Here is a 25,578-nt window from a genome sequence, read left to right as displayed (position 1 = left end):
GCGACGGGGCGCCCGTCGTCAGCCCTTGCGACGGGCGCGCCACAGCAGGAACAGCACGGAGGCGATGGCCGCGCCGCGGACGACGTAGGGCCAGGTCTCCGTCAGGACGTCCTGCCAGCCGTCCTTGGGGATCGGCTCGCCCCACTTGCCGTCGGACCGTCCCCACAGCCAGACCACGGCCCCGGCCGCGACCAGGCCCGGCACACCCAGCGCGGCCCACTTCGCCTCGGCCGGGGAACGGCGGTAGGTGCCGTAGTACGCGATCACCCAGCCGAAGGCGATCAGGATGAAGTTGCCTAGGCCGGCGCCCGCCACGAGGAGTCCGACCGCCACCAGCAGCACCGGGCCGAGCCCGGCCAGCCATTTGACGACGCCGCCCCCGGCCGCGGGCTCACCGCCCGCCTTACCGGGCCCGAGCAGCACACGGCGCAGCGCACCGCGCTTCTTGGCTCCGGCCTCGGCCTTCGCCTGGTCCTTCGCCTTCGCCTCCTCGGCGGCCTTGGCCTCGGTGGCGGCCTTCTCCGCCGCCGCCTTCTCCTCGGCCTCCCGCCGCTCCTGGCGCTGCTGCTCGGGCGACTTGCCCTTGCCGAGCAGTTCGGGGATCTCGATCCCGCCGGTGAACCCCTCCACCGCGCCGTACTGCGCGTCGGACCGTTCGGGCTGGGCGAACGGACCCGGCTCCACATGCCACCAGTCCATGTTGGACTCGCGCGGGCCCAGTTCGTCCTCGCCCGCGAGATGCGGTGGCGAGGCGGCGCCCGGCGGGGGCGTGGCGGGGGTGGCGGGCCTCGGCTTGATCAGGGAGGTGGCCCCGTCGCCCGGGGCGCCCCCGGACGGGCCGCTCCCGTTCCGCCCGCCGTTCCGGCCGGCGCCGGGCACTCCCGGGGCGTCCTCCTCGCGCGGGGAGGGCACCTTACCGGTGAGACCGCTGCTCTTGGCGAGCCCGGCCAGCTTGTCGCGGGCCGCCCGCGCCGCCCCGGCCGCTCCCCGCGGCGCCGCGCCACCGCCGACCCCGGCGGCCGTGCCACCGCTCTCGGCGCCGCCCGGCTCACCGCCCGTTCCCGAGCCCGGGTCGGGGCGCCCGCCCGCGGCGGCCACCACGTCGGCCGGTGAGCCCAGCTTGGACAGGATCCGCTTCACCCCGGCCGGGCTGTCCGCCCCTCCGGTGGCCCGGCGATGGTCGATATCGGCACGGAGTCCGGAGACCAGCCGCATACGTTCACCGGACGACAGACCTTGCTGCTGAGCCAGGTCACCGACACGGCTCAGATAGTCATAGACGAGCTTCTCGCTCTCGATCCCCACCAAGACCCCTGAGAATGCGCACCGTCGGCGTATCAGTCCGCTCCGACGTTACCGCGCGGAAGCGGAATCCCGCCGCATCCCCTGCGTCCCGCACCCCGCGGGTACTGTGGATCGAATGAGCAGCTCATGGAATCGGGAGGGCTGAAATGCCCGAAGAGACCAGCTCGCGCAACCGGGAGGCATGACTTGCCCGCAGACACCGGCCACGGGGACGGCGGCCCACAGGGCCGCGGCCCAGGCACCGTCGGCCCACGGAACGGCGGCCACAGCGACCGCGGCCGCGGGGTGCCGCGCACCCTCGCCGAGGAGCTGCGCACCCGGCCCGACGACGCCCTCGCCGCCCTGCTGAGCGCCCGCCCCGATCTGCTCTCCCCGGTGCCGAACGACCTCACCCAGCTCGCCACCCGGGCCGGCACCCGCGCCTCGGTGGTACGAGCCGTGGAGCGGCTCGACCGATTCGCCCAACAGACCGCCGAGGCCCTCGCGATCGCACCCGACCCATGCCCGTACGAAACCCTGCGCGATCTGCTGACGGGCGACGCCAGCACGGAAGACGCGCGGGGCGCGCGGGCCTCGGGGGGTTCGGGGGACGTGCGGGGTCCGGACGATGCCCGGGGGCCGGGGGGCGCCCGGGGGCCAGACGACGCCCAGGATCCCGGGGGCGCGCGGGGGTCGGCAGACGCTCACGGTCCGCAGGACGCCCGAGGCCGGGCGAATACCCGGGGCCGGGAGGGCGCCCGGGGGCCGCAGGACGCCCAGGGTCCAGGGGGCGCCCAGGGTCCAGGGGACACCCAGGACCCCAAGTACGGCCGGGGCACAGCCGAAGCCCCGGGCCCCGAGGACGCCCGGCGTCCCGGGGAGACCCAGGGCCCGGAAGGCACCCCGAGCACCGGGAACGCCCAAGGCCCGAGTGACGCCTCGGCCGCAGGGGCCCCCTCGGACGCAGGGGCCCCCTCGGTCGCCGGGCCCACGTCCGACACCGGAACCACGTCAGGCACCGGAACCACGCCAAACACCGGGGCCCCCTCGGCCGCCGGGCCCCCCTCGGCCGTCAGGCCCACGTCCGACACCGGAACCCCCTCGGCCACCGGGCCTACGCCAAACACCGGAACCCCCTCTCCCACCGGAACCACGCCAAGCACCGGGCCCGCGCCAGGCGCCAGAACCACCGCGGCCACCGGGCCCGCATCCGGCCCCACCCCCACCCCCACCCCGGCCGCCGAAACCGCCGCAGGCGTCGGCGCCGCATCGCGCATCGCCACCCCCCTCAGCCCCGACGAACGCGCCACGATCGCGGCAGAGCTGCCGCGTGCCGTGGCCACGTTGCGCGAGCAGGCCCTGGTCTGGGGTGGTGACGATCGGCTCCGGCTCGTCCGTACCGCCCGCGAACTGCTCGCCCCCTCCCCCACCTCTCCCTCCCCGACCGGTCTCGGCCCGACCATGCAGGAGGCCGCGTCCGGGATGTCGCCGGGCCGGTTGCAGGAGTTGCTGGCGGGGGACGGGCTGGCGCCCACGCACGATCCGGTCACGGCGGTGGCGGCTCTGGCCGAGCTGTTCCAGGACCGCGCCCGGATGGCGGCGCTGCTCGACGGTGCGCCGGCGGGCGCGCTGGCCGTGCTGGCCAAGCTGACCTGGGGGCCGCCGTACGGTGAGGCGTCCGTGGCCTCGCCCACGCCGCCCGTCGGCTGGCTGCTGGACCACGGGCTGCTGCTGCCGTCCGGGCCGCGCAATGTCGTACTGCCCCGCGAGGTCGCCCTGCATCTGCGCCACGGCCGCGCGCACCGCGCCCCCGAGCCGCTGGCCCCGCCGCTCTCGCCCATCACCGAACACAATCCACAGGCTGTGGACAACACCGCCGCGGGCCAGACCTTCACCGCTCTGGCCACCGTCGAGGAGTTGCTCGGGCAGTGGGAGAGCGCCGGGCCGCCCGTGTTGCGCGCGGGCGGGCTGAGCGTCCGCGACCTCAAGCGGACCGCCGTGGCACTCGACGTGTCCGAACCGGTGGCCGCCTTCTGGATCGAGCTGGCGTACGCGGCCGGGCTGCTGGCCTCCGACGGCGAGACCGACGAGCGCTACGCCCCCACCCCCGCCTACGACGACTGGCTACGGCTGCCCGCCGAGGAGCGCTGGGCACGGCTCGCCGCCGCCTGGCTGCCCGCGACCCGTACGGCGGGGCTGGTCGGCGGCCGGGACGGCAGGGGCCGCACCCTCGCGGCGCTCGGCCCCGACCTGGATCGCTCCCCGGCCCCCGAGGTCCGCCGCCGGATCCTCGGACTCCTGGCCACCCTGCCGCCCGGTGCCGCTGCCGCCCCTGAGGTTCTGCTGGCCCGGCTGCGGTGGGAGCGACCGACCGGCCACCGCGGTGCCGCCGCCGCGGCCGCCCCCGGGGCCGCATCGTCCACAGGAAGCACAGGAAGCACCGGAAGCACAGGACCCACCGGAACCGCCGGAACCGCCGGAACCACACCCGGCATCACCTCGCCTACCGGAACCACCGGGTCCGCCCCCGGCGCCACCTCACCCACCAGCGAAGACCTGCGCTCGCGGCTGGCCCGCTGGACCATCGCGGAGGCCGAGATGCTCGGGATCACCGGCCGGGCCGCGCTCTCCTCCCACGGCCGCGCCCTCCTGGAACGCCACCCGGACGAACCGCCCACCTCCGGGAGCGACACCGCGTCCGCGCACGCCGCGCGGCTGCTCGCGCCGCTGCTCCCCGAGCCCCTCGACCAAGTCCTGCTCCAGGCCGACCTGACCGCCGTCGCGCCCGGCCCCCTGGAACGGCCGCTCGCCGAGACACTGGGCGTCCTCGCCGATGTCGAGTCCAAGGGCGGCGCGACCGTCTACCGCTTCACGCCCGAGTCCGTACGCCGTGCGTTGGACGCCGGGCGGACCGCCGACGATGTGCACACCTTCCTCGCCGCGCACTCCCGCACCCCGGTACCGCAGCCGCTCAGCTACCTCGTCGACGACGTGGCCCGTAAGCACGGCCGGTTGCGCATCGGCGCCGCCTCCGCGTATCTGCGCTGCGACGACGACACGCTGCTCGCCGAGATCCTCGCCGACCGCCGCTCGGCGGGGCTGCGGCTGCGCCGCCTGGCCCCCACCGTGCTGGCCGCGCAGGCGCCGCCGGACACGCTGCTGGAGGGGTTGCGGGCGATGGGGTACGCCCCGGCCGCCGAGTCCGCCGAGGGCGATGTGCTGATCAGCCGCCCCGAGGCCCAGCGCACCCCGCCCCGTACGCCGCCCGTCCCGGTCCCCGAGGGCCCACCGCTGCCCGACGCCACCCTGCTGGGCGCGGCGGTACGCGCCATCCGTGCCGGGGACCTGGCCGCGACCGCGCCCCACAAAACGGTGGCCGCGTCCGGAGCCGGGTCGGGGCCGGAGGCCGGGCCGCATGGTTCCGGGACCGGTTCCGGGGCGGATTCCGGAGTGGGTTCAGGGGCGGATTCCGGGGTGGGTTCAGGGGCGGGTTCGCGGTCTGGCGCCAGGTCCAGGGGCGGTTCCGGGGGCGGTTCCGGGGCCGGTGGCGACCGGCTGCCCCGCACCACCTCCGCCGACACCCTCGCCACCATGCAGGCGGCGGCCCTGACCGGCTCCAACGTCTGGATCGGCTACGTCAACGCGAACGGCGCGGCCACCCAGCGCGTGATCGCCCCGGTCCGGGTCGAGGGCGGCTTCGTCACCGCGTACGACCACACCTCGGACGAGATCCGTACGTACCCCCTGCACCGCATCACGGGCGCCGCCGAACTGGCCGAGGACGCGACATAGGCCACGGCCACAGCCACCTCCACCTTCGCCTCCACTGCCGCAGCCACGGACTGGCAGGTCACACGGTGGGCGGTGGCTGGGTCCCGCGCCGGGTCCACCGGTGCCACCAGTGGCGGCGACGGGGATACAGGGCATGGCCGAGCCGACGGCCGACCACGACATAGCCGAGCAGCGCACCCGTCGTGTTGAGGATCACGTCGTCGATGTCGAAGGCCCGGCCCTCGACGATCAGCCCCTGAACGGTCTCGACGGCCACCATCACCAAAGCCGTCACCACCGCCACCCGCACCGCGCCCCGCGTCCTGGGCACCAGCATCGGCAGCAGCACCCCGAAGGGCGCGCCGAGCAGCACATTGCCGCCGATCTGTTTCACCGTGTCCCGGAAGGCGGGCTGGTCGATGTAGGTGCGCAGGGACCGCCCCGGATGCAGATTGGTGTGCACGAGGTCGACCGAATCGGGCGAGGGCACCAGCGTGGCCTTGGCGAGCGCCGCCGCGAAGCCGACCATGCAGACGAACGCCACGAGCAGCACCAGCCCCCGCGCGACGCGCGCGCCGAACGACTTGCGTTGGAGCAGCGCCTTCTCCGGGACGCCCTGAGGCTCCAGGGCCTGGGACTCGGCGGTTCGGGCTTTGGTGGACTGGGCTTTCGCGGGCTGGGCGGCTTTCGTGGTCCGTGCCTTCGTGGACTGGACCTTGGTGGACTGGGCCTTCGTGGACTGAGCCTTCGTCGTCCGGGCCTTCGCGGACCCAGGCTTCGCGGACCCAGGCTTCGCGGTCTGCCGCTTCGGGGCCTGCTGCCTCGCGGCCTGCTGCTTCGCGGTCCCAGAGGCCCCCTTCGTCGGCCCCCCGCCCGTCCGCGCCCCCTTCTCCTTGCCGCTCCCCTTCGTCTGGTTCCCGGTCGGCCGGGAACCCTCCCCGGTCCGCTTCGCCGCCGTCCGCTTCTCTGCCGACTTCCTCTCCGCCGACTTCCCCTCCGTCGACTTCCTCTCCGCAGACTTCCTCTCCGCCGCCCGCTTCACCGTCGTCCTCTTGTCCGCCGTCCGCCGGATCTCCCATCCAGCGATGCTGATCACAGGGACTCCCTCCCGCCCAGGTAGCTCGGGCCCAGTTGTCGTGCCCCCGTCGATCCAATCCGTCTTCGCCGCTTGCCCGTAGCCGCCCGGAGTATCCCTGTGGCTCTCCGCCACGCCTTCTCGATGGGGGACACTGGTTCTTTGGCCGGCAGCACGAAAGGACCCAGGCGCGTGAATGGACCCCTCATCGTCCAAAGCGACAAGACGCTCCTGCTCGAGGTGGACCACGAGCAGGCGGACGCCTGCCGCCGCGCCATCGCGCCCTTCGCCGAGCTGGAGCGGGCGCCCGAGCACATCCACACCTACCGGGTGACCCCGCTGGGGCTGTGGAACGCCCGCGCCGCCGGGCACGACGCCGAGCAGGTCGTGGACGCCCTCGTCGCGTACTCCCGCTACCCCGTCCCGCACGCCCTCCTCGTGGACGTCGCGGAGACCATGGCCCGCTACGGGCGGCTGCGGCTGCTCAAGCACCCCACCCACGGTCTGGTCCTGGAGACCAGCGACCGCCCGGTCCTCGAGGAGATCCTGCGGTCCAAGAAGGTCCAGCCGCTGGTCGGCGCCCGGATCGACCCGGAGACCGTCGTCGTCCACCCCTCCGAGCGCGGCCAGATCAAGCAGACGCTGCTGAAGCTGGGCTGGCCCGCCGAGGACCTGGCCGGCTATGTGGACGGCGAGGCGCACCCCATCGAGCTGCGCGAGGACGGCTGGGCGCTGCGGCCGTATCAGAAGCAGGCCGTGGAGGGCTTCTGGCACGGCGGCTCTGGTGTTGTCGTACTGCCCTGCGGTGCGGGAAAGACGCTGGTGGGGGCGGGTGCGATGGCCACCGCCAAGTCGACCACGCTGATCCTGGTCACCAACACCGTCTCCGCCCGGCAGTGGAAGCACGAGCTGGTGCGCCGTACCTCGCTCAGCGAGGAGGAGATCGGTGAGTACAGCGGTACGCGGAAGGAGATCCGCCCGATCACCATCGCCACGTACCAGGTGCTCACCACCAAGCGGAAGGGTATCTATCCGCATCTGGAGCTGTTCGACTCCCGCGACTGGGGCCTGATCGTCTACGACGAGGTGCATCTGCTGCCCGCGCCCGTCTTCAAGTTCACCGCCGATCTCCAGGCCCGGCGGCGGCTCGGGCTCACGGCGACGCTCGTCCGGGAGGACGGCCGCGAGTCCGATGTCTTCTCGCTCATCGGACCCAAGCGCTTCGACGCGCCCTGGAAGGAGATCGAGGCACAGGGCTATATCGCGCCCGCCGACTGTGTCGAGGTCCGGGTCAATCTGACCGATTCCGAGCGGCTGACGTACGCGACCGCCGAGACCGACGAGAAGTACCGCTACTGCGCCACGACCGATTCCAAGCGGATCGTCACCGAGGCGCTGGTCGCCCGGCACAAGGGGCAGCAGACGCTGGTCATCGGCCAGTACATCGACCAGCTGGACGAGTTGGGCGAGCACCTGGACGCGCCCGTCATCAAGGGCGAGACCACCAACGCCCAGCGGGAGAAGCTCTTCGACGCCTTCCGGGAGGGCGAGCTGTCGGTGCTCGTCGTCTCCAAGGTCGCCAACTTCTCCATCGACCTCCCCGAGGCCACGGTCGCCATCCAGGTCTCCGGCACCTTCGGCTCCCGCCAGGAGGAGGCCCAGCGGCTCGGCCGCGTACTGCGCCCGAAGGCGGACGGCCACCCGGCGATCTTCTACTCGGTGGTCGCGCGCGACACCATCGACCAGGACTTCGCGGCGCACCGCCAGCGGTTCCTGGCCGAGCAGGGGTACGCGTACCGGATCGTGGACGCGAGCGCGCTGCTGGCGGACGAGGACGTCTGAGGTCTGACGTCTGAGGTCTGAGGTCCGGCGCAGGCTCCGGCACCGTCACCCGTCATCACTCGCCCGTCCCCACTCACCCGTCCCCCATGACTTCTGCCGTGCGGGACGGGTGATCGCCGACTGCCCTGCCGACTCACCTGGCCAAGGCACGGCCGGGGGCCAAGGCGTGACCGGTGGGCCAAGGCGTGACCTGGGGCCGGGGGCCTGCCCACGAGCCGACCCATGAGCCCGCCCGCCCCACTCCCCCGGGCCGGTCATAATTCATTCGCCTCCCCGACATGCCCTGGCTACAATCGCCGGTCTTGCCGCCTCCCGCGTCCCGAACGGGGAGAGCCGCTGCCCGGACGGAAACCGGGCGGCATCTCGTACCGCGCGTCATCCGTACCGCGCACCCACTTCGTGCACTCGCTTTTGTGTACTCGCTCGCCGGAGGCTACGCCGTGCCCTCGCACGCCCCTGACCACCCAGGCCCCCTGTCAGACCCCCTGACAGGCCCGCTCGCGGACCCCCTCGCGAATCCTCTCGCGGACCCACTCGCGGACCCACTCGCGCGGGAGCGCGCCCATCTGACGGCGTCCCGCGCCGCGCTGCGCGCCATGCGCGCCGACGTCGAGGCCCTCGACCTCCGGGACGTCTCCGCGAACTGGGTCAACGCCGAAGCGCTGCACCACCAGGTCAGCGAGCGCATCAAGGCCCTCGCGGACCTCGCCGACACCCCGCTCTTCTTCGGCCGTCTGGACTATCTGCACACACCGGGCGCGGAGTCGGCGGAGGGCGCGGCGGGGGAGCGCTTCTACATCGGCCGCCGCCATGTGCACGACGGGGACGGCGACCCCATGGTCATCGACTGGCGCGCCCCCGTCTCCCAGCCCTTCTACCAGGCGTCCAAGAAGGCGCCGATGGACATCGGGCTGCGCCGCCGCTTCGGCTACACGGGCGGCGAGCTGACGGCGTACGAGGACGAAAGGCTCTCCGACCCCGAGGAGGCGGAGCAGACCAGCAAGCTGCTCCAGTCCGAGATCGAGCGCCCGCGCGTCGGCCCGATGCGGGACATCGTCGCGACGATCCAGCCGGAGCAGGACGAGATCGTCCGCCAGGGGATCGGCGGCACCATCTGCGTCCAGGGGGCGCCCGGCACCGGTAAGACGGCCGTGGGGCTGCACCGGGTGGCGTATCTGCTGTACGCGCACCGCGAGCGGCTGGCCCGCTCCGGCACCCTGGTCATCGGCCCGAACCGGTCCTTCCTCCACTACATCGAGCAGGTCCTGCCCGCCCTCGGCGAACTGCAAGTGGCCCAGGCGACCGTCGAGGACCTGGTGACCCGCCCGTCCCTGGGCGCCGAGTCGCGGGGCACCGACTCCGCCGACGCGGCCCGTATCAAGGGCGACGCGCGGCTGGCCGAGGTGTTGCGCCGCGCCCTGCGCTCGCATGTCACCGCCCCCGCCGAACCCTGTGTGGTGGTGCGCGGCTCCCGCCGCTGGCGGGTGCCCGCATACGAACTGGAGGAGATCGTCGAGGAGTTGCTCACCCGCGACATCCGCTACGGCGCGGCCCGCGAGGCGCTTCCGCAGCGCATCGCGCACGCCGTGCTCATCCGGATGGAGCAGGCGGGCGAGGCCCCCGACGACCGCGTCCAGGACGCGGTGGCCCGTAACCCCGCCGTGAAGGCCGCCGTCAAGGCGATCTGGCCGCCCGTCGACCCGGCCAAGCTGGTGCTGCGGCTGCTCTCCGACGCCGACTTCCTGGCCGCCCACGCCGACGGCATCCTCGACGCCGACGAGCAGAAGACCATCCTGTGGGCGAAGCCCGGGCGCGGGGTGAAGTCCGCGAAGTGGTCCCCGGCGGACCTGGTGCTGATCGACGAGGCCGCCGACCTCATCGAGCGCACCCCGTCCCTCGGCCATGTGGTCCTGGACGAGGCTCAGGACCTCTCCCCCATGCAGTACCGCGCGGTCGGCCGCCGTTGCAGCACCGGCTCGGCCACCGTGCTCGGCGACATCGCCCAGGGCACCACCCCCTGGGCGACCGCCAGCTGGGAGGAGGCCCTGACCCATCTGGGCAAGGACGGGGCGGCGGTCGAGGAGCTGACCCAGGGCTTCCGGGTGCCGCGCGAGGTGATCGCGTACGCCTCGCGGCTGCTGCCCGCCATCGCCCCCGGCCTCTCGGAGGCCACCTCGATCCGCGAGGCGGCGGGCGACTTCTCCGTACGGGCCGTGGAACCGGACGAGCTGGACGCGGCCGTGCTCGCCGCCTGCCGTGAGGCCCTGGGGCATGAGGGCTCGATCGGGCTGATCGCGGCCGACGCCCGCGTCCCGGCCCTGGCCGAGGCCCTCGACGCGGCGGGCCTGACCCACCTCTCTCCCGGCGAGGAGACCAGCGCCGAGGCCCGCCTCACCCTCGTCCCGGCGACCCTGGCCAAGGGTCTGGAGTACGACTACGTGGTACTGGACGAACCGGCCGCCGTGGTCGACGGCGAACCCGACGAACGCACCGGGCTGCGCCGCCTGTACGTCGCCCTGACCCGCGCGGTCTCGGGCCTGACGGTCATCCACGGCGCACCCCTGCCGGAGCGACTGGCCGCCTGACGGGTCCGGGTCCGGGGCGGGGTGCGCGGGTGCGGGGGTGCGGGGGTGCGGGGTGCGGTTTCCGCGCGTGGGAGGGCCGGGGGCCGGGGCCTCCGGGGCGGGGCCCTGGACCGTATATTTACGGCGCCGACGGCCGAAGATCGTTGCGTTGGTCGGAGATTGGCGCCACAAATACACGTAAGCGTCCAGGACCCCACCCCTCCGACCCCGTCCCCCTCCCACCGTCGCCGGCTGCCCCGCTCAGCCGAATCATCCGCAGCGGTGGTCCATCACTGCGGCGGTTGGCCCCTCTTCAGCCCACCGGGACGGGCGCGTCCAGGGCCGTGCGCCATTGGCCGACCACGGCCGCGTCGACCGGGCCCGACCACCCCGAGGGGCGGGCCGCGCCGCCGATGTGGAAGGCGTCGATCCTGGCGGCGCGCAGGGCGGGCAGGTGGTCGAGGCGGAGCCCGCCGCCGACCATGACGCGCGGCTCGTAGCCCGGCGTACCGGCCCGCGCCGCTTCCTCGACCAAGGTCGGCAGACCGTCGTCGACGCCGCGCGCCGCCCCGGCGGTGAGATATGTGTCGAGGCCGGGGACGTCGGCGAGCCGCTTGCGCAGCCCGTCACGGTCCGCGGCGCGGTCGATGGCCCGGTGGAAGGTCCAGCGGCTCTCGTCCACGCCGCCGCCCGCGCCCACGACCTCGGCCAGCGCGGTCACGGCGGCCAGGTCGACCCCACCGTCGTCGGTCAGGAAGCCCAGGACGAACTCGTCCGCCCCCTCCGAGTGCAGCACGGCGGCGGCCTCGCACAGCGCGTCGAACGCGGCGGTGTCCCCGGCCGCGAAGCCGTCGGACGCGCGGAGCATCACCCGCACCGGCAGGTCGACGGCCGAACGGACGGCGGCGAAGGTCTCACGGGACGGGGTGAGCCCGTCGGCGGCCATGTCGGTGACCAGTTCGAGGCGGTCCGCCCCTCCGGCCTGTGCGGCGATCGCGTCCGCCGGGTTCAGGGCGATTACCTCGAGAATTGGTCTAGACATGCCCCACAGCTTGCCACACCGCACAAGAGGTCAAACCCGTACCCCACAATTGGCCCATGCCCGCACCCGCACCCGCCCGCCATCCGGCCCATGACGCGCTGCTCACCCGCTGGGCGGACCTCCTCACCACCGCCCGGGAAGCGACGACGGAAGCGAAGACTCCGTCTCCCGTTCCGTACGGCGAGGACCTCCTGACCCGCTGGGCCGAACCCCAGCGCCGCTACCACACGACCGACCACCTGCTCGCGGTCCTGGACCGGGTGGACGAGTTGCTGCCCCATGTCCAGGCCCCCGACCCCGCCGCCATCCGCCTCGCCGCCTGGTTCCACGACGCCGTCTACCTCCCCGACCGCTCGACCAACGAGGAACGCAGCGCCCGCCTCGCCGAACGCGCCCTCACCGAGGCCGCCGTCCCGGCCCCCCGCACGGCCGAAACCGTCCGCCTCGTCCTCCTCACCCGCGACCACGACCCCGCCGAGGGCGACACCAACGGCGAAGTCCTCTGCGACGCCGACCTCGCCGTCCTGGCGGGCTCCCCCGAGGACTACGGCGCCTACGCGGCGGCGGTACGGGAGGAGTACGCCTTCGTCCCCGACGACACCTTCCGCGAGGGCCGCGCCGACGTCCTCCGCCACCTGCTGGGCCTGCCCCACCTCTTCCGCACCCCGGCGGCCCACGACCGCTGGGAGGCCCCCGCCCGCCACAACATGACCACGGAGCTGGAACTGCTCGGTGCGTAATATGCGCCGTTCGTGGCTCTAGAGTTGACGCACCATCCGCGCACGCCAGGGGGGCAGCATGGACGACAACGCAGTACACCTCGATGACCAGGCACTCCCCTTCTGGGTCGAGGTGACCGAGGACGGCGACGACGACTCGATGGGCATCCTCGGCGGCGGCAACCCCGAGCTGCGCATGGTCCCGCTCGGCCCACTGCGCAAGAACCTCGCCGCGACCGTCGACGCCCTCCAGCAGGTCTTCGCCGACGTCGCCGCCCGCGGCGGCACCCTCCCACTCGCGGAGGCCCAGCTGTCCTTCCAGGTCACCGCGAGTGGCGGCGTCCAGCTCATAGGCACCGGCCAGGTCCAGGGCACCCGAGGGCTCACCCTCACGTTCAAGCGCCCTTGAGACCGGGTCGCAGAGGGCAGGGGTGGACGGCTCCTTGTCTGTGGCGAGCAGGGCGCCGACGAACGGAACCAAGCCGATCAGTGACGGTAGTCATGGGGTCGGTTGGTGTACCTGTGGCCGGTGGGAGCGGTCCAGGTGGTGGTGCCGGTTCGGGAGTCGCGCTTCACCGCCCAGCCGGGGTGGTGGGTCTTCATCCGATGGTGGCGTCTGCACAACGCCCCGAGGTTCTCCGGGACCGTCTGGCCGCCCGCCGCCGGGTCGTGGTGGTTGAACGGCTCGACATGGTCCAGGTCGCAGCGGCGAGCGGGCATGCGGCAAGCAGGGAAGGTGCAGTAGGCGTCGCGCGCGATGACATGACGCTCCGTTTCGGCGGTGGGTTTGTACGTGGTGGGGTCGGTCTTGATCAGCATCCCCGTCTTCGGTTCGATGATCAGGCGATGCCAGACCGTGCCCTTGGCGAAGGCGATCCTCCGGGCCTGCCCTGCGGTGATCGGGCCGTAGCCCTTGAGCTGGGCCGGGTCGTCGCTGTCGCCGATCAGGACGTCCAAGGGGACGGTGACCTGGACCACCGCCGCCGAGCGGCCACCTGCGGTCGTCCCACTCGTGATCGGGCCACTCGTGATCGGGCCACTTGTGATCGGCCCGCCCGGGCCCGACCTGTCCGGGCCCAGCCTGTCCGGGGCCGACCCGCTCGGGGTTGGCCCGCTCGAAGCCGGTTCGCCTGAAGGCCGCGCACCTGGAGTCGCCGCACCCGGGTCGGTGCGGTTGAGCACCAGGTCGACCAGGGCGTCCACCCGCTTCTGCTCCAAGGTGCGGCCCTCGTCGGGCAGGGTGCCGGCGTGGGCGTCCACGGCGGCGTTCATGGCGGCGGCCTGTTCGGCCGGGAGGGTGGCGCCCCAAAGCGCCATGCCGTCGTCCTTCGGGTAGTGGACCATCTGCCGCTCGCGCTTACGGGCCTGGTGGCGCTGCTCGGCGCCGTGCGGATCGGCTCGTAGGATTTCGCGGGACAGAGCGCGGCGGGTCTGGCCGGTGGCCAAACCTGGCATCTTCTCCACCAAGACGGCCTCGACCTGCCCCGCCACCTCCGGGTCCAGGACCGCGCATGCCTCGGTGACGGCTACTGCCTGCATGTAGCAGATCTCTCCGCGCTCCAGCATCCCCAGCGTGGTGGGGTAGTGCCGGTCGAGCTCGCGGGCGACCTCCAGGCGTTTTGCGGCCGTCGTGCCGGACAACTTCAGCGCACAGGCGACTTCCTCGCAGGTGAAGTTCCAGACGGCCTCCGCGTCGCGCTCCCGTACGGCCGCCGGTAGCTCCGCGTCGGCGTCCGCTTCCAACGCGGCCAGGATCTGGGCCTGGTGCGCCTGGATCCATCCCGTGTGACGCTCCAGAGCTTTCAGTGCATCGATCCGACCGGTGCGGGACAGCTTCTCCGCGTCCAGGACCGGCAGTACGGCCGCGGTCTCCGGCCCCGGTGCTGCTGTTGCCAGATAGGCGGCCCATTCGTCCGGTGTGCCCGGGCCGTTCAGTTCGCTGGTCGTCTCCTCCGTCATGTCGACCACCCCCCAGTGATCTCCTCGACCCGCCTCCCCCAGCGGGTTCACAGCTCCATCCTTCCTCACTCAGCGTGACGAAACCAGGTCACAACCATCAGTCCACACCATCGAGTGAACGTTCGAGAAGCGCACATCCCGATGTTCCGCGCAGGAATGCCGACGTCGTTCCACGATGTTGAGCCTGGCATGCCCTCCTCCCCAACGGTTTCCGCTCGCCCCCGCATGCCCCTGGCGGTCTACGTCCTCGGGCTGTCCGTGTTCGCGCTCGGTACGTCCGAGTTCATGCTGTCGGGGCTGCTGCAACCCGTCGCGCGGGACATGGGGGTGTCGATTCCCACGGCCGGGCTGCTGATATCGGCCTTCGCGATCGGGATGGTGGTCGGGGCGCCGGTGCTGGCGGCGGCCACGTTGCGGTTGCCGCGGCGGACGACGCTGATGGCGCTGCTGGCGGTGTTCGGGCTCGGGCAGGTCGCGGGGGCGGTGGCGCCGTCGTACGGGGTGCTGTTCGCGTCCCGGGTGGTGAGCGCGCTGGCGTGTGCCGGGTTCTGGGCCGTGGGCGCCGCGGTGGCCGTATCGCTGGTGCCGGTGAACGCGCGGGCGAAGGCGATGGCGGTGATGGTCGGCGGGCTGAGCATCGCGAACATCGCCGGAGTCCCGGCCGGGGCGCTCCTCGGGCAGCACGCCGGCTGGCGGGCCGCCTTCTGGGCGGTGGCCGGGCTGTCGGTGCTCGGGCTGATCGGAGTCGCCACCCTCGTACCGCGTACGAAGGTGCCCACCGGGGACGACCAGCCGCGGCTGCGGGCCGAGCTGCGCATCTACCGCGACCGGCAGGTGTGGCTGGCGCTGGCCGCCACCGCGCTGAGCGGCGGCGCGGTCTTCTGCCTGTTCTCCTACCTCGGGCCGCTGCTGACGGATGTGGCGGGGCTGGACGAGGGCTGGGTGCCGACCGTGCTCGCGCTGTTCGGGGTCGGCGCGCTGCTGGGTACGGTGATCGGCGGGCGGATCGCGGACGCGCATCTGTTCGGCACGATGTTCTGGGGCATCGTCGCCTCGACGGCCGTGCTGAGCGCGCTGGCTCTCACCGCGCACAGCGCGGTCGCGGCCGTGACCTTGGCGTTGATGCTCGGCTTCACCGCCTTCCTCACCGCGCCCGCGCTCAACGCCCGGATGTTCAACCTGGCCAACTCCGCCCCCACACTCGCGGGCGCGACGAACACCTCGGCCTTCAACATCGGCAACACGGTGGGCCCGTGGCTCGGCGGCCTCGTCATCGACGCGGGCTGGGGCTACCCGGCCGTCGCCTGGACGGGCGCCGCGCTCGCCGGTACGGGCGCGGTGACGACGGTCGCCGCGATGCGGCTGCACCACGCGGCGGGCGCCTCACGCGTCATCGCGTCCTCGGCACCTGCCGCCTCGTACGACCCGGGCTCCCGGCCGTCGCAGCGTTCGGAGACGCGGTAGCGGGGGCGGGGGGAGCGGGGGGCGTGTGCGTCTGGGTTCGGGCGCGCGGGTGGGTGTACCGGGCTTGGGTGCGCGGAGGTCGCGTGCCGGGTTGAGCCGCGCCGGGCTCGGGGCGGGGTTCGGCCTGCGGAGTTCGCGTGCACGGGGTCCGGCCGCGCCGGGCTCGAGTGAATCGGCTCGGATGCTGGGCTCGGGCGCGCAGGGGTGAGGGGCAGGGCTCGGCGCGGGGTGCCGGTGCAGGGCTCGGCTGCGCGGGATTCGCGTGGGCGGAGTTGGCTGCGCCGGGCACGGGTGCTGGGTTCGCGTGCGCGGGGTTCGGATGCACGGAGTACGGGGTTCAGCCGCGCCGGAATCGGGGGCTGGGCTCGGGCGTGCCGATTCCGATGTGCCGGGCTCGGACGCGCGCGACCCGGGCGCGCGGGACCGGTGGCTTCTCTGGTGCGGCGCGGCCGAGCCGCCGGGGGGGCGTTGGGCTTCGGCGCCTTCTTCGGTGGGGCCGCTTCGACGCGACGGTGGGCGCCTCCCGCCCCGTCCCGGGCGGACCCGGTGTCACCGTTCCGCTTCGCCTGGGGATGACACCCCCGCGGATGACACCCGTGCGGATGACACCGGAGCCGATGGCATTGGCCGGGATCCGGCACCGGCAGTCTCGGAGCCGCTGGCGCCGGGCGCGTCCGATGCCGGGGCGGGGGCAGCCGAGGCGGGGTCCGGTCGGTCGTCGGGCGGGGCCGTGCGCACCGACCGCAGCACGCAGGCCAGCAGGTGCGCGCGTCCGGCGACGACGGGGCCGAGGACGGCGAGAACCAGGACGTAACCGGCGATGAACGGCGCCAGTCTCGCATCGAGTCCGGCGCTGGTGGCCATGGCGGCCAGGACCAGGGCGAACTCCCCGCGCGCCAGCAGCGTGGTGGCGATGTCCGCGGCGGGCTCGGGGCCGTAGCGGTAGAGGCGCGCCACCAGCAGTCCGGCGATCACATTCATGACGATGGTCAGCGCCGCGGCGGCGGCCACCGGGGCGGCGACGGACGCGATGTCGCCGGGGTCGATGGCCAGCCCGAAGGCGAAGAAGAAGATGGCCGCGAAGGCGTCGCGCAGCGGGTGCACCAGTTCGCGTATCCGCGGACCGGAACGGGTTCCCGCCAGGATCAGCCCGGCCATGAAGGCGCCGATAGCATCCGCGACGCCGAGGACTTCGGAGACCCCGGCCACCAGGACCGCGGTGCCGAGGAAGGTGATGACCAGCAGTTCGTTGTCGCGGACCGAGATCAGACGCCCGATCAGCCGGGTGCCGTAGCGGGCCGCGACCGCCAGCGCCAGCAGGAACCCGAATGCCTTGCCCGCCTGGAGAACCGTCTCCTGGATGCCCTGGGCACCACTGATGACGGGCTGGAGCGCGGCGAGGTAGAGCGCGAGGAAGATGTCCTCCACCACGATCACGCCCAGGATCAGACGCGTCTCCGGGCGGGCGATACGGCCCAGGTCGATCAGGATCTTGGTGACGATCGCGGAGGACGAGATGCCCAGGACGCCCGCGAGCACCAGCGCCTCCCGGGCACCCCAGCCGAGGGCGAACCCGAACCCGAGGCCCGCGCCGACATTCAGCAGCAGGTAGATCCCGCCCGCGGCCAGCAGTCGCCGGCCGCCGCTCCGGAGATCGTCGAGGTGGAACTCCAGGCCCAGGTAGAACAGCAGCAGCACCAGCCCGAGGGCCGAGAGCATCTCGAAGTCGCGCGCGTCCTCGACCAGGACCAGGCCGGGGGTGTGGGGGCCCAGCAGGATCCCGGCGAGCATGAACAGCGGGATGGTCGGCAGCCCGATCCGGCTGCCGAGGCGGGCAAGGACAGCGGCGGCCAGAAAGGCGCCGCCCAGAGCGAGCAGAGTGTCGGCATGTCCCACGGGTCACCACCTTCGTGAGCTACATCAGGTTCGTGGGCTTCATCAGGTTCGTCAGCTTCGTTAGATTCTTCGGCTTCGTCAGATTCATCGGCGGGAACGGGCCGGGATGCCGCGGCGGTCGGGGCAGTCGCGGTGTACGGGGCGGTCGCGGCGGTCGCGGTGTACGAGGCGGATGCGTCCTCCTTCTCCTTCGTCCAAGGGCCGTTGCCCCTCGTCCGAGGGCAAGTCACCCCTCGTCAAAGGGCAATTCGCCGTCCGGCGCGGGCTCGGTCACCCACCGACGCGGGCCTGGTCACCCATCCGCGCGGGCTCGGTCGCACTCCAGCGCGGGCTCGGGCACGCTACGACCCGGACTCGTCCGTGCCTCTGCTCGGGCTCATCCGTGCCTCGGCGCGGGCCCGTTCGTGCCATGCCGGGAATGTGGCAGCCGCCACCAGGGCCGATCGGATCGGCGTCCAGGCGGGGATACGAACTGGTGTGCCGCAATACCCGCCACGACCAGGCCCGCCGCGAGGAGCAGACCCTGCGGCAGCAGCATCCCGGCCACCTGCATCGCCAGTGAGACGGCGAGCAGCACCCACGCCGGTCCACGCCGGTACTCCCGGGGACGGCGGGGCCGTCCCTCTCCCAGGCCACGGGCGAAGCGCGGGTCACTCCGCGCCATCCGCTCCTCGAGCTCGTGCAGCTGGATGTCTCCGGGCGCTGCCATCGCTGCTCCTCCCACGGACGGGCCTGCACGGCGTCACTACCACGGTCACACGTCGGCCACGCGCCCCACCATCGGGGCCGACCCCCATCTCCGCCGGTGGACGACCCCCATGCCGACGCCCGTCCCCTCGCCCGCGCCCATCTCCGTGCCGCTCCTGGTCTCCACCCCGACGCCCGTCCCGGCCCTCATCCCGACACCCGTCCCGGCCCCGCCCCTTCCTCCGGCCGGGACAACGGCCACGGGTGATAGAGAAGAGGCAACTGGCGCGCCACCAACAGCCACCGGCCCACCGCACCGCACCAACCCGCCAACCCACCCACCCCACCCCGCCAAAAGGACCAAAAGGAGCAGACGGCACACGATGTCCTTGTTCTGGCGGATCTTCCTGCTCAACGCCGTGGTGCTGATCATTGCCACCGCGCTGCTGCTCGGGCCGGTCACGGTCTCCACCCCGGTGCTGCTCACCGAGGCCGCCGTGCTCACCGGAGGGCTGGGCGTGATGCTGATCGCCAATGGGCTGCTGCTGCGTATCGGCCTCGTCCCACTCCAGCGGCTCACCCGCGCCATGACCACCATCGATCTGCTGCGCCCGGCACAGCGCCCCGCCGTGGGCGGGCGCGGCGAGGTCGCCGAGCTGATCACGACGTTCAACGCCATGCTCGACCGGCTGGAGGCCGAGCGCGCCACCAGCGCCGCCCGCGCCCTGTCCGCCCAGGAGTCGGAGCGTCATCGGATCGCCCAGGAACTCCATGACGAGGTCGGCCAGAGCCTTACGGCCGTCCTGCTCGAACTCAACCGGGCCGCGGGCCACGCGCCGCCCGATCTGCGCGAGGATCTGCACCAGGTCCAGGAGACCACCCGGACCAGCCTGGACGAGATCCGCCGCATCGCGCGGCGGCTGCGCCCCGGCGTTCTCGAGGAGCTGGGGCTGACCAGCGCCCTCAAGGCCCTCACCAACGAGTTCACCGGTGCCACCCTGGTCGTACACCACCGCATCGCCGCCGATCTGCCGCCGCTGGAGGCGGAGACCGAACTCGTCCTCTACCGCGTCGCCCAGGAGAGCCTGACCAATGTCGCGCGCCACGCCGCCGCCCACCGCGCGGAGCTCGCCCTCAACCGCGGCCCCGCGGGCGTCGAACTGCGCGTCCGCGACGACGGCCGGGGCCTGGGCGACGCCGCCGAGGGGGCGGGCATCCGCGGCATGCGCGAACGGGCCCTGCTCATCGGCGCCGAACTCGACCTCGGGTCCGCTCCGGGAGGCGGCACCGACGTACGCCTGACCGTCCCCGTCCCCCACCGGAGCCAGTGACCATGCCCGAGGCGACCGAAACCCGCATCCTCCTCGCCGACGACCACGCCCTGGTCCGCCGCGGAGTCCGCCTCATCCTCGAAGGCGAACCCGACCTCACCGTCGTCGCCGAGGCCGGAGACGGCGCCGAGGCCATCGAGGCCGCCCGCGCCCACCGGCCGGACCTGGCGATCCTCGACATCGCCATGCCCCGTATGACCGGCCTCCAGGCCGCCCGGGAACTGGCCCGCAGCCAGCCGGAGACGCGGATCCTCATCCTGACCATGTACGACAACGAGCAGTACTTCTTCGAGGCGCTGGCGGCCGGTGCCTCCGGGTACGTCCTGAAGTCCGTCGCCGACCGCGATCTCGTCGAAGCCTGCCGCGCCACCATGCGCGGCGAACCGTTCCTCTACCCCGGCGCCGTCAACGCGCTCATCCGCAACTACCTGGGCCGCCTCCAGGAGGGCGAGAGCATCCCCGGGCGGCCCATCACCAGCCGCGAGGAGGAGATCCTCAAGCTGGTCGCCGAGGGGCACAGCTCACAGCAGATCGCCGACCTGCTCGTCATCAGCGTCAAGACCGTCGAGCGCCACCGCGCCAACCTGCTACAGAAACTCGGCCTGAAGGACCGGCTGGAGCTGACCCGTTACGCCATCCGCGTCGGCCTGATCGAACCGTAGAAGCCCGGCCCGATCGAACCAGCCCGGCCCGATCGAACCGTAGGAGCTAGGAGCCGGATCGCCCCAGGCGGCCCGCGGCCCGCTTGGGGCGGCGGAGGCCCGCGGCCTTGAGGCGGCGGAGGAGTTCCTTGCTGCCGACCTCCTCCGCGCCCGCCCGTACCGCCTTCGCGTACAGCTCGCTCGGCAGGTCGTAGTGGTCGCGGTCGAAGCCCCGGCGCGGGGCGCCGATGCGGGCGGCGAAGGCGTGGAGTTCGGCGAAGGAGACATCGCTGACGAGGTGGGACCACAGGCGACCGTGGCCCGGCCATGAGGGCGGGTCGATCAGTACGGCCATCAGAGGGTGGTGCCCAGCGATCCCACGCGGGCCACCGCGACCGCCGTCTTGCCGCAGACCCAGTGCGGGTCGGAGCCCAACTCGGGCTCCACATCGAGAGCGTGGAGGTCGCCGCCCTGGGTGCAGACCGGGCACAGCGGCCATCGGCCGTACCGTTCCAGCAGGGCGTCCTGGACGTCCTGGGCGACCAGACCGGCGACATACGCGACGCCTTCCGGCCACTGCTCGACCCACCACCGCCGATGCGCGATCGCGTCTTCGACCAGCGAGACGATGTCGGCCCGGGCGACCTCCCCCGCGGCGAGGTCGGCCAGGACGAGGGCGCGGGCCGCGTGCAGTGCCTGTTCGAGCTTCATGGGTCCCATTGTCACCTTTGCTTCCTTCCGCCGCCTGTTCGTTTCGTCCCCGGGCTCACTCCCGCCCGGTTCATTTCGCCTCGGTGCCTGTTCACCGGCGGGGTGGTCCCTATTCACCGGTGGTTCCTGTGCATCGGCAGTCCCTGTTCATCGACAGTCCCTGTTCACCGGCGGGTCGCGCGGCCGTCGGGAGGGTTGACGGAGTCCGTGGCCGGAAATAGTTTTCGCGGATGAGTAGCCATCTGAAGGAAACTTTCATGCCTCCACCGCAGCCCGACGCCACCCCGCCGATTCCGCCCACCCCGCCTGCCCCGGCCGCCCTCGCCGCGAAGGTCCGCACCTTAGGCCCCTCCATGACCCGCTCCATGCAGCGCGTCGCCGAGGCCGTGGCGGGTGATCCGGCCGGTTGCGCGGCCCTCACCGTCACCGGGCTCGCCGAGCGGACCGGCACCAGCGAGGCCACCGTCGTGCGCACCTCCCGGCTGCTCGGCTACCCCGGATACCGCGATCTGCGCCTCGCGCTCGCCGCGCTCGCCGCGCAGCAGGCCGCCGGCCGGGCCCCCGCCGTCACCGCGGACATCGCGGTCGACGATCCAATCGCCGACGTGGTCACCAAGCTGGCGCGCGAGGAGCAGCAGTGCCTGGCGGACACCGCCGCCGGTCTGGACACCAGCCAGGTCGAGGCGGCCGTCTCGGCGCTGGCCGCGGCCCGCCGGATCGATGTGTACGGGGTCGGGGCGTCCAGCCTGGTCGGCCAGGACCTGGTCCAGAAGCTGCTGCGTATCGGGCTGATAGCCCATGCCCACGCCGACCCGCACCTCGCGGTCACCAACGCGGTCCAGCTGCACTCCGGCGACGTGGCCATCGCGATCACCCACTCCGGGCGTACGACGGACGTCATCGAGCCGCTGCGAGTGGCCTTCGAGCGCGGGGCGACCACCGTCGCGATCACCGGACGGCCGAACGGCGAGGTCGCGCAGTACGCGGACCTGGTGCTCACCACCTCCACCGCCCGCGAGAGCGAGCTGCGCCCGGCGGCCATGTCCAGCCGCACCAGCCAGCTGCTGGTGGTGGACTGCCTGTTCATCGGGGTCGCCCAGCGGACGTACGAATCGGCGGCGCCCGCCCTCTCCGCGTCGTACGAGGCCCTGGCGCACCGCCACGATCCGCGCCCCGGGCACCGCTGAGCCCGGCCGGCCCCACCCCGATTCCGTCCCGATCCCAGCCCGGCCGGTCCCAACCCCGATTCCGTCCCGATCCCAGCCCGGCCCCACCCCGGCCGGTCCCAACCCGATCCCACCCCGGCGGTCCCCACGCCGATCCCGCCCCAGTCCCGCCCCGGCGGTCCCGCCCCGGTCCCATCCGGATCCCATCCCGGTCCCGCCCCGGTCACTGTTTTTCGGTCACTGTTCGCCCGGTGGCTGCTCTTTCAGCCACCGTCACCCCCACCTTCACGCTGACGTACCGGAAAGAGCCGCACCATGACTTCCACCGACTCCGCAGCCGACCCCTCGGCCGACCCTTCAGCCAACCCCGCCCACTCCACGGCCGACCAGGACTCCGCACGGCTCCGCGCCCAGCTCGACACCTTGACCACCGAGGCGTTCCGCCCCGAACTCGCCGAGATCGACCGGCTCGAAACCTTCGAGATCGCCCGGATCATGAACGCGGAGGACGCCGCCGTCCCCGCCGCCGTCGCGGGCGAGCTCCCCCGTATCGCGGCCGCCATCGACGCCATCGCCGCGCGGATGTCCCGGGGCGGCCGACTGCTCTACGCGGGCGCGGGCACCGCGGGACGGCTCGGGGTGCTCGACGCGAGCGAATGCCCGCCCACCTTCAACACCCGGCCCGAGCAGGTCGTCGGGGTGATCGCGGGCGGTCCGGACGCCGTGGTGACCTCGGTCGAGGGCGCGGAGGACAGCGAGGAACTGGCCGCCCGAGACCTCGAACGGCTCCGGATCGGCCCCGATGACACGGTGATCGGCGTCTCGGCCTCCGGCCGCACCCCGTACGCCGTGGGCGCGGTCCGATACGCCCGGCGGTGCGGCGCGCTCACCGTCGGGCTGTCCTGCAACGCCGACTCGGCGCTCGCCGCCGCGGCCGACCACGGCATCGAGATCGTCGTGGGGCCGGAGCTGCTCACCGGCTCGACCCGGCTGAAGGCGGGCACGGCCCAGAAGCTGGTGCTCAACATGATCTCGACCATCACCATGATCCGGCTGGGCAAGACCTTCGGAAATCTGATGGTCGATGTGCGCGCCTCCAACGACAAGCTGCGCGCCCGTTCCCGAAGAATCGTCTTCCTGGCGACCGGCGCCTCCGAGCAGCGGATCGAGAGCGCGCTGGCGGCCACGGACGGCGAGGTGAAGAACGCGATCCTCACCATCCTGGGCGGGGTGGACGCCCCGACCGCCGAGAAGCTGCTCGCCGAGGCGCACGGCCATCTGCGCACCGCCCTCGATGCCGCCACGGGGCCCACGGGACCCACGGACTCCACGGGACCCACGGGCTACACGGGGTAAGCCCCGGAGGGCCGGGAGCCCGGCACCCCGAAAACGCCGTCGGGGCGGCACCCCTGGGAGAGGGTGCCGCCCCGACGTATCGGACGGTACGACCGACCGGCGAACGAACGCGCCGAGTCGATCAGAAGTCCATGTCACCGCCCGGCATACCACCCGGAGCGCCCGCCGGGGCGGCCTTCTCCGGCTTGTCGGCGATGACGGCCTCGGTGGTGAGGAACAGCGCGGCGATCGACGCGGCGTTCTGGAGCGCGGAGCGCGTGACCTTGGCCGGGTCGATGATGCCCTCGGCGATGAGGTCGACGTACTCACCGGTCGCGGCGTTGAGGCCGTGACCCGGGGTCAGGTTGCGCACCTTCTCGACCACGACGCCGCCCTCGAGACCGGCGTTGACCGCGATCTGCTTCAGCGGGGCCTCCAGGGCCAGGCGCACGGCCTGGGCACCGGTGGCCTCGTCACCGTCGAGCTCCAGCTTCTCGAAGACCGAGACGGTCTGGAGCAGGGCCACGCCACCACCGGCGACGATGCCCTCCTCGACGGCGGCCTTGGCGTTGCGCACCGCGTCCTCGATGCGGTGCTTGCGCTCCTTGAGCTCGACCTCGGTCGCGGCACCGGCCTTGATGACGGCCACGCCGCCGGCCAGCTTCGCCAGGCGCTCCTGGAGCTTCTCGCGGTCGTAGTCCGAGTCCGAGGACTCGATCTCGGCGCGGATCTGGTTGACGCGGCCCTGCACCTGCTCGGTGTCGCCGGCGCCGTCCACGATGGTGGTCTCGTCCTTGGTGACGGTGACCTTACGGGCGCGGCCGAGCAGGTCGAGACCGGCGTTCTCCAGCTTGAGGCCGACCTCCTCGGAGATGACGGTGCCACCGGTGAGGATGGCGATGTCGCCGAGCATGGCCTTACGGCGGTCACCGAAGCCCGGGGCCTTGACGGCGACGGACTTGAAGGTGCCACGGATCTTGTTGACGACCAGGGTCGCCAGGGCCTCGCCCTCGACGTCCTCGGCGATGATCAGCAGCGGCTTGCCCGACTGCATGACCTTCTCGAGCAGCGGGAGGAGGTCCTTCACGCTGCTGATCTTGGAGTTGACGATCAGGATGTACGGGTCGTCGAGCGACGCCTCCATACGCTCCATGTCCGTCGCGAAGTACGGGGAGATGTAGCCCTTGTCGAAGCGCATGCCCTCGGTGAGCTCGAGCTCGAGCCCGAAGGTCTGCGACTCCTCGACGGTGATGACGCCTTCCTTGCCGACCTTGTCCATCGCCTCGGCGATGAGCTCGCCGATCTGGGTGTCGGCGGCGGAGATGGAGGCGGTGGAGGCGATCTGCTCCTTGGTCTCCACGTCCTTGGCCTGCTCGAGCAGCTGGGCGGAGACGGCCTCGACGGCCTTCTCGATGCCGCGCTTGAGGGCCATCGGGTTGGCGCCCGCGGCGACGTTGCGGAGGCCCTCCTTGACCAGCGCCTGGGCGAGGACGGTCGCGGTCGTCGTGCCGTCACCGGCGACGTCGTCCGTCTTCTTCGCGACCTCCTTGACCAGCTCGGCACCGATCTTCTCGTACGCGTCCTCGAGCTCGATCTCCTTGGCGATGGATACACCATCGTTGGTGATCGTGGGGGCGCCCCACTTCTTCTCGAGGACGACGTTACGGCCCTTGGGGCCGAGGGTGACCTTGACGGCGTCGGCGAGCTGGTTCATCCCGCGCTCGAGGCCGCGCCGTGCCTCCTCGTCGAACGCGATGATCTTGGCCATGTGAAGTGGTCCTCCCAAGACTTAGGGGGTACCTCCCAGGCCGTTAGGCCGTGGGGGCGGATTGCTCCGGACCGCGCTGGCGCCCGCGACGGACGGCCTGCCTGCCCCGCGGTTCCTTGCTCCGCACGGCCTGGCGGGCCTCACCGACCCGGTCCTTCTGTCACTCTCAACGTCAGAGTGCTAACGCCAATGATTAGCACTCGGGCCTATCGAGTGCAAGCGCCCGAGGGGCGTCCGTGAGGGGTGGTGGTCGGGTGACGGGAGGGCGCAAGCGCCCGAAGGGGGACCGGGAGGGCGTGGGTGCCCGAAGCGGGCGGGCCGGG

At 72.6% G+C, this 25,578-nt stretch carries 19 protein-coding genes; 10 read left to right on the top strand and 9 right to left on the bottom strand.

Annotated elements, in window-relative coordinates; translation table 11 throughout:
* Nucleotides 1-18: 18 nt before the first annotated feature.
* Entirely contained in the window at nucleotides 19-1,305 is a 1,287-nt protein-coding gene (locus tag AB0E24_RS08575) for a hypothetical protein (protein ID WP_359375576.1), read from the bottom strand.
* Between the two features lie 285 nt (nucleotides 1,306-1,590).
* Here AB0E24_RS08575 and AB0E24_RS08570 point away from each other — a divergent pair, with 285 nt between their 5' ends.
* The gene (locus AB0E24_RS08570; protein WP_359375796.1) at nucleotides 1,591-5,076 is read left to right on the top strand and encodes a helicase C-terminal domain-containing protein; all 3,486 of its coding nucleotides are present in this window, start codon (nucleotides 1,591-1,593) and stop codon (nucleotides 5,074-5,076) included.
* A 58-nt stretch (nucleotides 5,077-5,134) separates the two neighbouring features.
* Here the strand turns inward: AB0E24_RS08570 and AB0E24_RS45970 are convergent, their stop codons facing one another.
* Nucleotides 5,135-6,151, bottom strand: coding sequence for a VanZ family protein (locus AB0E24_RS45970; RefSeq protein ID WP_435865251.1), 1,017 nt, complete (start codon nucleotides 6,149-6,151; stop codon nucleotides 5,135-5,137).
* Between the two features lie 171 nt (nucleotides 6,152-6,322).
* Here AB0E24_RS45970 and AB0E24_RS08560 point away from each other — a divergent pair, with 171 nt between their 5' ends.
* Together AB0E24_RS08560 and AB0E24_RS08555 are read left to right on the top strand one after the other, a co-directional pair.
* Nucleotides 6,323-7,972: a DNA repair helicase XPB gene (locus tag AB0E24_RS08560; protein ID WP_069870596.1), complete on the top strand. Its 1,650-nt coding sequence runs from the start codon at nucleotides 6,323-6,325 to the stop codon at nucleotides 7,970-7,972.
* Nucleotides 7,973-8,412: 440 nt separating this feature from the next.
* Nucleotides 8,413-10,557 carry a HelD family protein gene (locus tag AB0E24_RS08555; protein WP_420544214.1) on the top strand — a complete coding sequence of 715 codons (2,145 nt, stop codon included), beginning with the start codon at nucleotides 8,413-8,415 and terminating at the stop codon, nucleotides 10,555-10,557.
* A gap of 292 nt (nucleotides 10,558-10,849) precedes the next feature.
* Here the strand turns inward: AB0E24_RS08555 and AB0E24_RS08550 are convergent, their stop codons facing one another.
* On the bottom strand, nucleotides 10,850-11,578 hold the full coding sequence (locus tag AB0E24_RS08550) for a copper homeostasis protein CutC (protein ID WP_079258043.1): 729 nt from the start codon (nucleotides 11,576-11,578) through the stop codon (nucleotides 10,850-10,852).
* Between the two features lie 56 nt (nucleotides 11,579-11,634).
* On the opposite strand from AB0E24_RS08550, the gene AB0E24_RS08545 reads away from it, so the two are divergent.
* Together AB0E24_RS08545 and AB0E24_RS08540 are read left to right on the top strand one after the other, a co-directional pair.
* Complete coding sequence (locus AB0E24_RS08545; protein WP_359375572.1) at nucleotides 11,635-12,318, top strand: HD domain-containing protein; 684 nt, start codon at nucleotides 11,635-11,637, stop codon at nucleotides 12,316-12,318.
* Nucleotides 12,319-12,376: 58 nt separating this feature from the next.
* Nucleotides 12,377-12,706 carry a Pepco domain-containing protein gene (locus AB0E24_RS08540; RefSeq protein WP_359375570.1) on the top strand — a complete coding sequence of 110 codons (330 nt, stop codon included), beginning with the start codon at nucleotides 12,377-12,379 and terminating at the stop codon, nucleotides 12,704-12,706.
* Between the two features lie 77 nt (nucleotides 12,707-12,783).
* Here the strand turns inward: AB0E24_RS08540 and AB0E24_RS08535 are convergent, their stop codons facing one another.
* Nucleotides 12,784-14,256, bottom strand: coding sequence for an HNH endonuclease signature motif containing protein (locus tag AB0E24_RS08535; protein WP_359375568.1), 1,473 nt, complete (start codon nucleotides 14,254-14,256; stop codon nucleotides 12,784-12,786).
* A gap of 225 nt (nucleotides 14,257-14,481) precedes the next feature.
* Here AB0E24_RS08535 and AB0E24_RS08530 point away from each other — a divergent pair, with 225 nt between their 5' ends.
* A complete protein-coding gene (locus tag AB0E24_RS08530; protein ID WP_359375566.1) occupies nucleotides 14,482-15,720 on the top strand; it encodes a Cmx/CmrA family chloramphenicol efflux MFS transporter in 1,239 nt (412 codons plus the stop codon).
* A 549-nt stretch (nucleotides 15,721-16,269) separates the two neighbouring features.
* On the opposite strand, the gene AB0E24_RS08525 is transcribed toward AB0E24_RS08530, so the two are convergent.
* Both AB0E24_RS08525 and AB0E24_RS08520 read right to left on the bottom strand, forming a co-directional pair.
* On the bottom strand, nucleotides 16,270-17,616 hold the full coding sequence (locus AB0E24_RS08525) for a cation:proton antiporter (protein WP_359375564.1): 1,347 nt from the start codon (nucleotides 17,614-17,616) through the stop codon (nucleotides 16,270-16,272).
* Between the two features lie 376 nt (nucleotides 17,617-17,992).
* The gene (locus AB0E24_RS08520; RefSeq protein ID WP_174884806.1) at nucleotides 17,993-18,325 is read right to left on the bottom strand and encodes a DUF3040 domain-containing protein; all 333 of its coding nucleotides are present in this window, start codon (nucleotides 18,323-18,325) and stop codon (nucleotides 17,993-17,995) included.
* 361 nt (nucleotides 18,326-18,686) lie between these two features.
* On the opposite strand from AB0E24_RS08520, the gene AB0E24_RS08515 reads away from it, so the two are divergent.
* Together AB0E24_RS08515 and AB0E24_RS08510 are read left to right on the top strand one after the other, a co-directional pair.
* A complete protein-coding gene (locus tag AB0E24_RS08515; RefSeq protein ID WP_351372609.1) occupies nucleotides 18,687-19,634 on the top strand; it encodes a HAMP domain-containing sensor histidine kinase in 948 nt (315 codons plus the stop codon).
* A gap of 2 nt (nucleotides 19,635-19,636) precedes the next feature.
* The gene (locus tag AB0E24_RS08510) at nucleotides 19,637-20,296 is read left to right on the top strand and encodes a response regulator (protein ID WP_079258050.1); all 660 of its coding nucleotides are present in this window, start codon (nucleotides 19,637-19,639) and stop codon (nucleotides 20,294-20,296) included.
* Between the two features lie 46 nt (nucleotides 20,297-20,342).
* On the opposite strand, the gene AB0E24_RS08505 is transcribed toward AB0E24_RS08510, so the two are convergent.
* Together AB0E24_RS08505 and AB0E24_RS08500 are read right to left on the bottom strand one after the other, a co-directional pair.
* Entirely contained in the window at nucleotides 20,343-20,630 is a 288-nt protein-coding gene (locus AB0E24_RS08505) for a DUF4031 domain-containing protein (protein ID WP_079258051.1), read from the bottom strand.
* On the bottom strand, nucleotides 20,630-20,986 hold the full coding sequence (locus tag AB0E24_RS08500) for a DUF8819 family protein (protein ID WP_093701802.1): 357 nt from the start codon (nucleotides 20,984-20,986) through the stop codon (nucleotides 20,630-20,632). The genes AB0E24_RS08505 and AB0E24_RS08500 overlap by 1 nt, the downstream gene beginning before the upstream one ends.
* Before the next feature lie 230 nt (nucleotides 20,987-21,216).
* Here AB0E24_RS08500 and AB0E24_RS08495 point away from each other — a divergent pair, with 230 nt between their 5' ends.
* Together AB0E24_RS08495 and murQ are read left to right on the top strand one after the other, a co-directional pair.
* Complete coding sequence (locus tag AB0E24_RS08495; RefSeq protein WP_079258053.1) at nucleotides 21,217-22,173, top strand: MurR/RpiR family transcriptional regulator; 957 nt, start codon at nucleotides 21,217-21,219, stop codon at nucleotides 22,171-22,173.
* 294 nt (nucleotides 22,174-22,467) lie between these two features.
* On the top strand, nucleotides 22,468-23,508 hold the full coding sequence (gene murQ, locus AB0E24_RS08490; RefSeq protein ID WP_359375558.1) for an N-acetylmuramic acid 6-phosphate etherase: 1,041 nt from the start codon (nucleotides 22,468-22,470) through the stop codon (nucleotides 23,506-23,508).
* A 121-nt stretch (nucleotides 23,509-23,629) separates the two neighbouring features.
* Here the strand turns inward: murQ and groL are convergent, their stop codons facing one another.
* Nucleotides 23,630-25,255, bottom strand: coding sequence for a chaperonin GroEL (gene groL / locus AB0E24_RS08485; RefSeq protein WP_069870626.1), 1,626 nt, complete (start codon nucleotides 25,253-25,255; stop codon nucleotides 23,630-23,632).
* Nucleotides 25,256-25,578: the final 323 nt, after the last annotated feature.

This window comes from Streptomyces malaysiensis subsp. malaysiensis (genome assembly GCF_040653035.1).
In the GTDB taxonomy this organism is placed as follows: Bacteria; Actinomycetota; Actinomycetes; order Streptomycetales; family Streptomycetaceae; genus Streptomyces; species Streptomyces malaysiensis.
Note: the sequence above shows the minus strand (reverse complement) of the source record. Positions and strands in the feature narration are given on the sequence as shown.

Coding starts and splice junctions, on each gene's coding strand:
- AB0E24_RS08550 (WP_079258043.1), bottom strand. CDS start 11,578: ATGTCTAGACCAATTCTCGAGGTAATCGCCCTGAACCCGGCGGACGCG.
- AB0E24_RS08545 (WP_359375572.1), top strand. CDS start 11,635: ATGCCCGCACCCGCACCCGCCCGCCATCCGGCCCATGACGCGCTGCTC.
- AB0E24_RS08540 (WP_359375570.1), top strand. CDS start 12,377: ATGGACGACAACGCAGTACACCTCGATGACCAGGCACTCCCCTTCTGG.
- AB0E24_RS08535 (WP_359375568.1), bottom strand. CDS start 14,256: ATGACGGAGGAGACGACCAGCGAACTGAACGGCCCGGGCACACCGGAC.
- AB0E24_RS08530 (WP_359375566.1), top strand. CDS start 14,482: ATGCCCCTGGCGGTCTACGTCCTCGGGCTGTCCGTGTTCGCGCTCGGT.
- AB0E24_RS08520 (WP_174884806.1), bottom strand. CDS start 18,325: ATGGCAGCGCCCGGAGACATCCAGCTGCACGAGCTCGAGGAGCGGATG.
- AB0E24_RS08515 (WP_351372609.1), top strand. CDS start 18,687: ATGTCCTTGTTCTGGCGGATCTTCCTGCTCAACGCCGTGGTGCTGATC.
- AB0E24_RS08510 (WP_079258050.1), top strand. CDS start 19,637: ATGCCCGAGGCGACCGAAACCCGCATCCTCCTCGCCGACGACCACGCC.
- AB0E24_RS08505 (WP_079258051.1), bottom strand. CDS start 20,630: ATGGCCGTACTGATCGACCCGCCCTCATGGCCGGGCCACGGTCGCCTG.
- AB0E24_RS08500 (WP_093701802.1), bottom strand. CDS start 20,986: ATGAAGCTCGAACAGGCACTGCACGCGGCCCGCGCCCTCGTCCTGGCC.
- AB0E24_RS08495 (WP_079258053.1), top strand. CDS start 21,217: ATGAGTAGCCATCTGAAGGAAACTTTCATGCCTCCACCGCAGCCCGAC.
- murQ (WP_359375558.1), top strand. CDS start 22,468: ATGACTTCCACCGACTCCGCAGCCGACCCCTCGGCCGACCCTTCAGCC.
- groL (WP_069870626.1), bottom strand. CDS start 25,255: ATGGCCAAGATCATCGCGTTCGACGAGGAGGCACGGCGCGGCCTCGAG.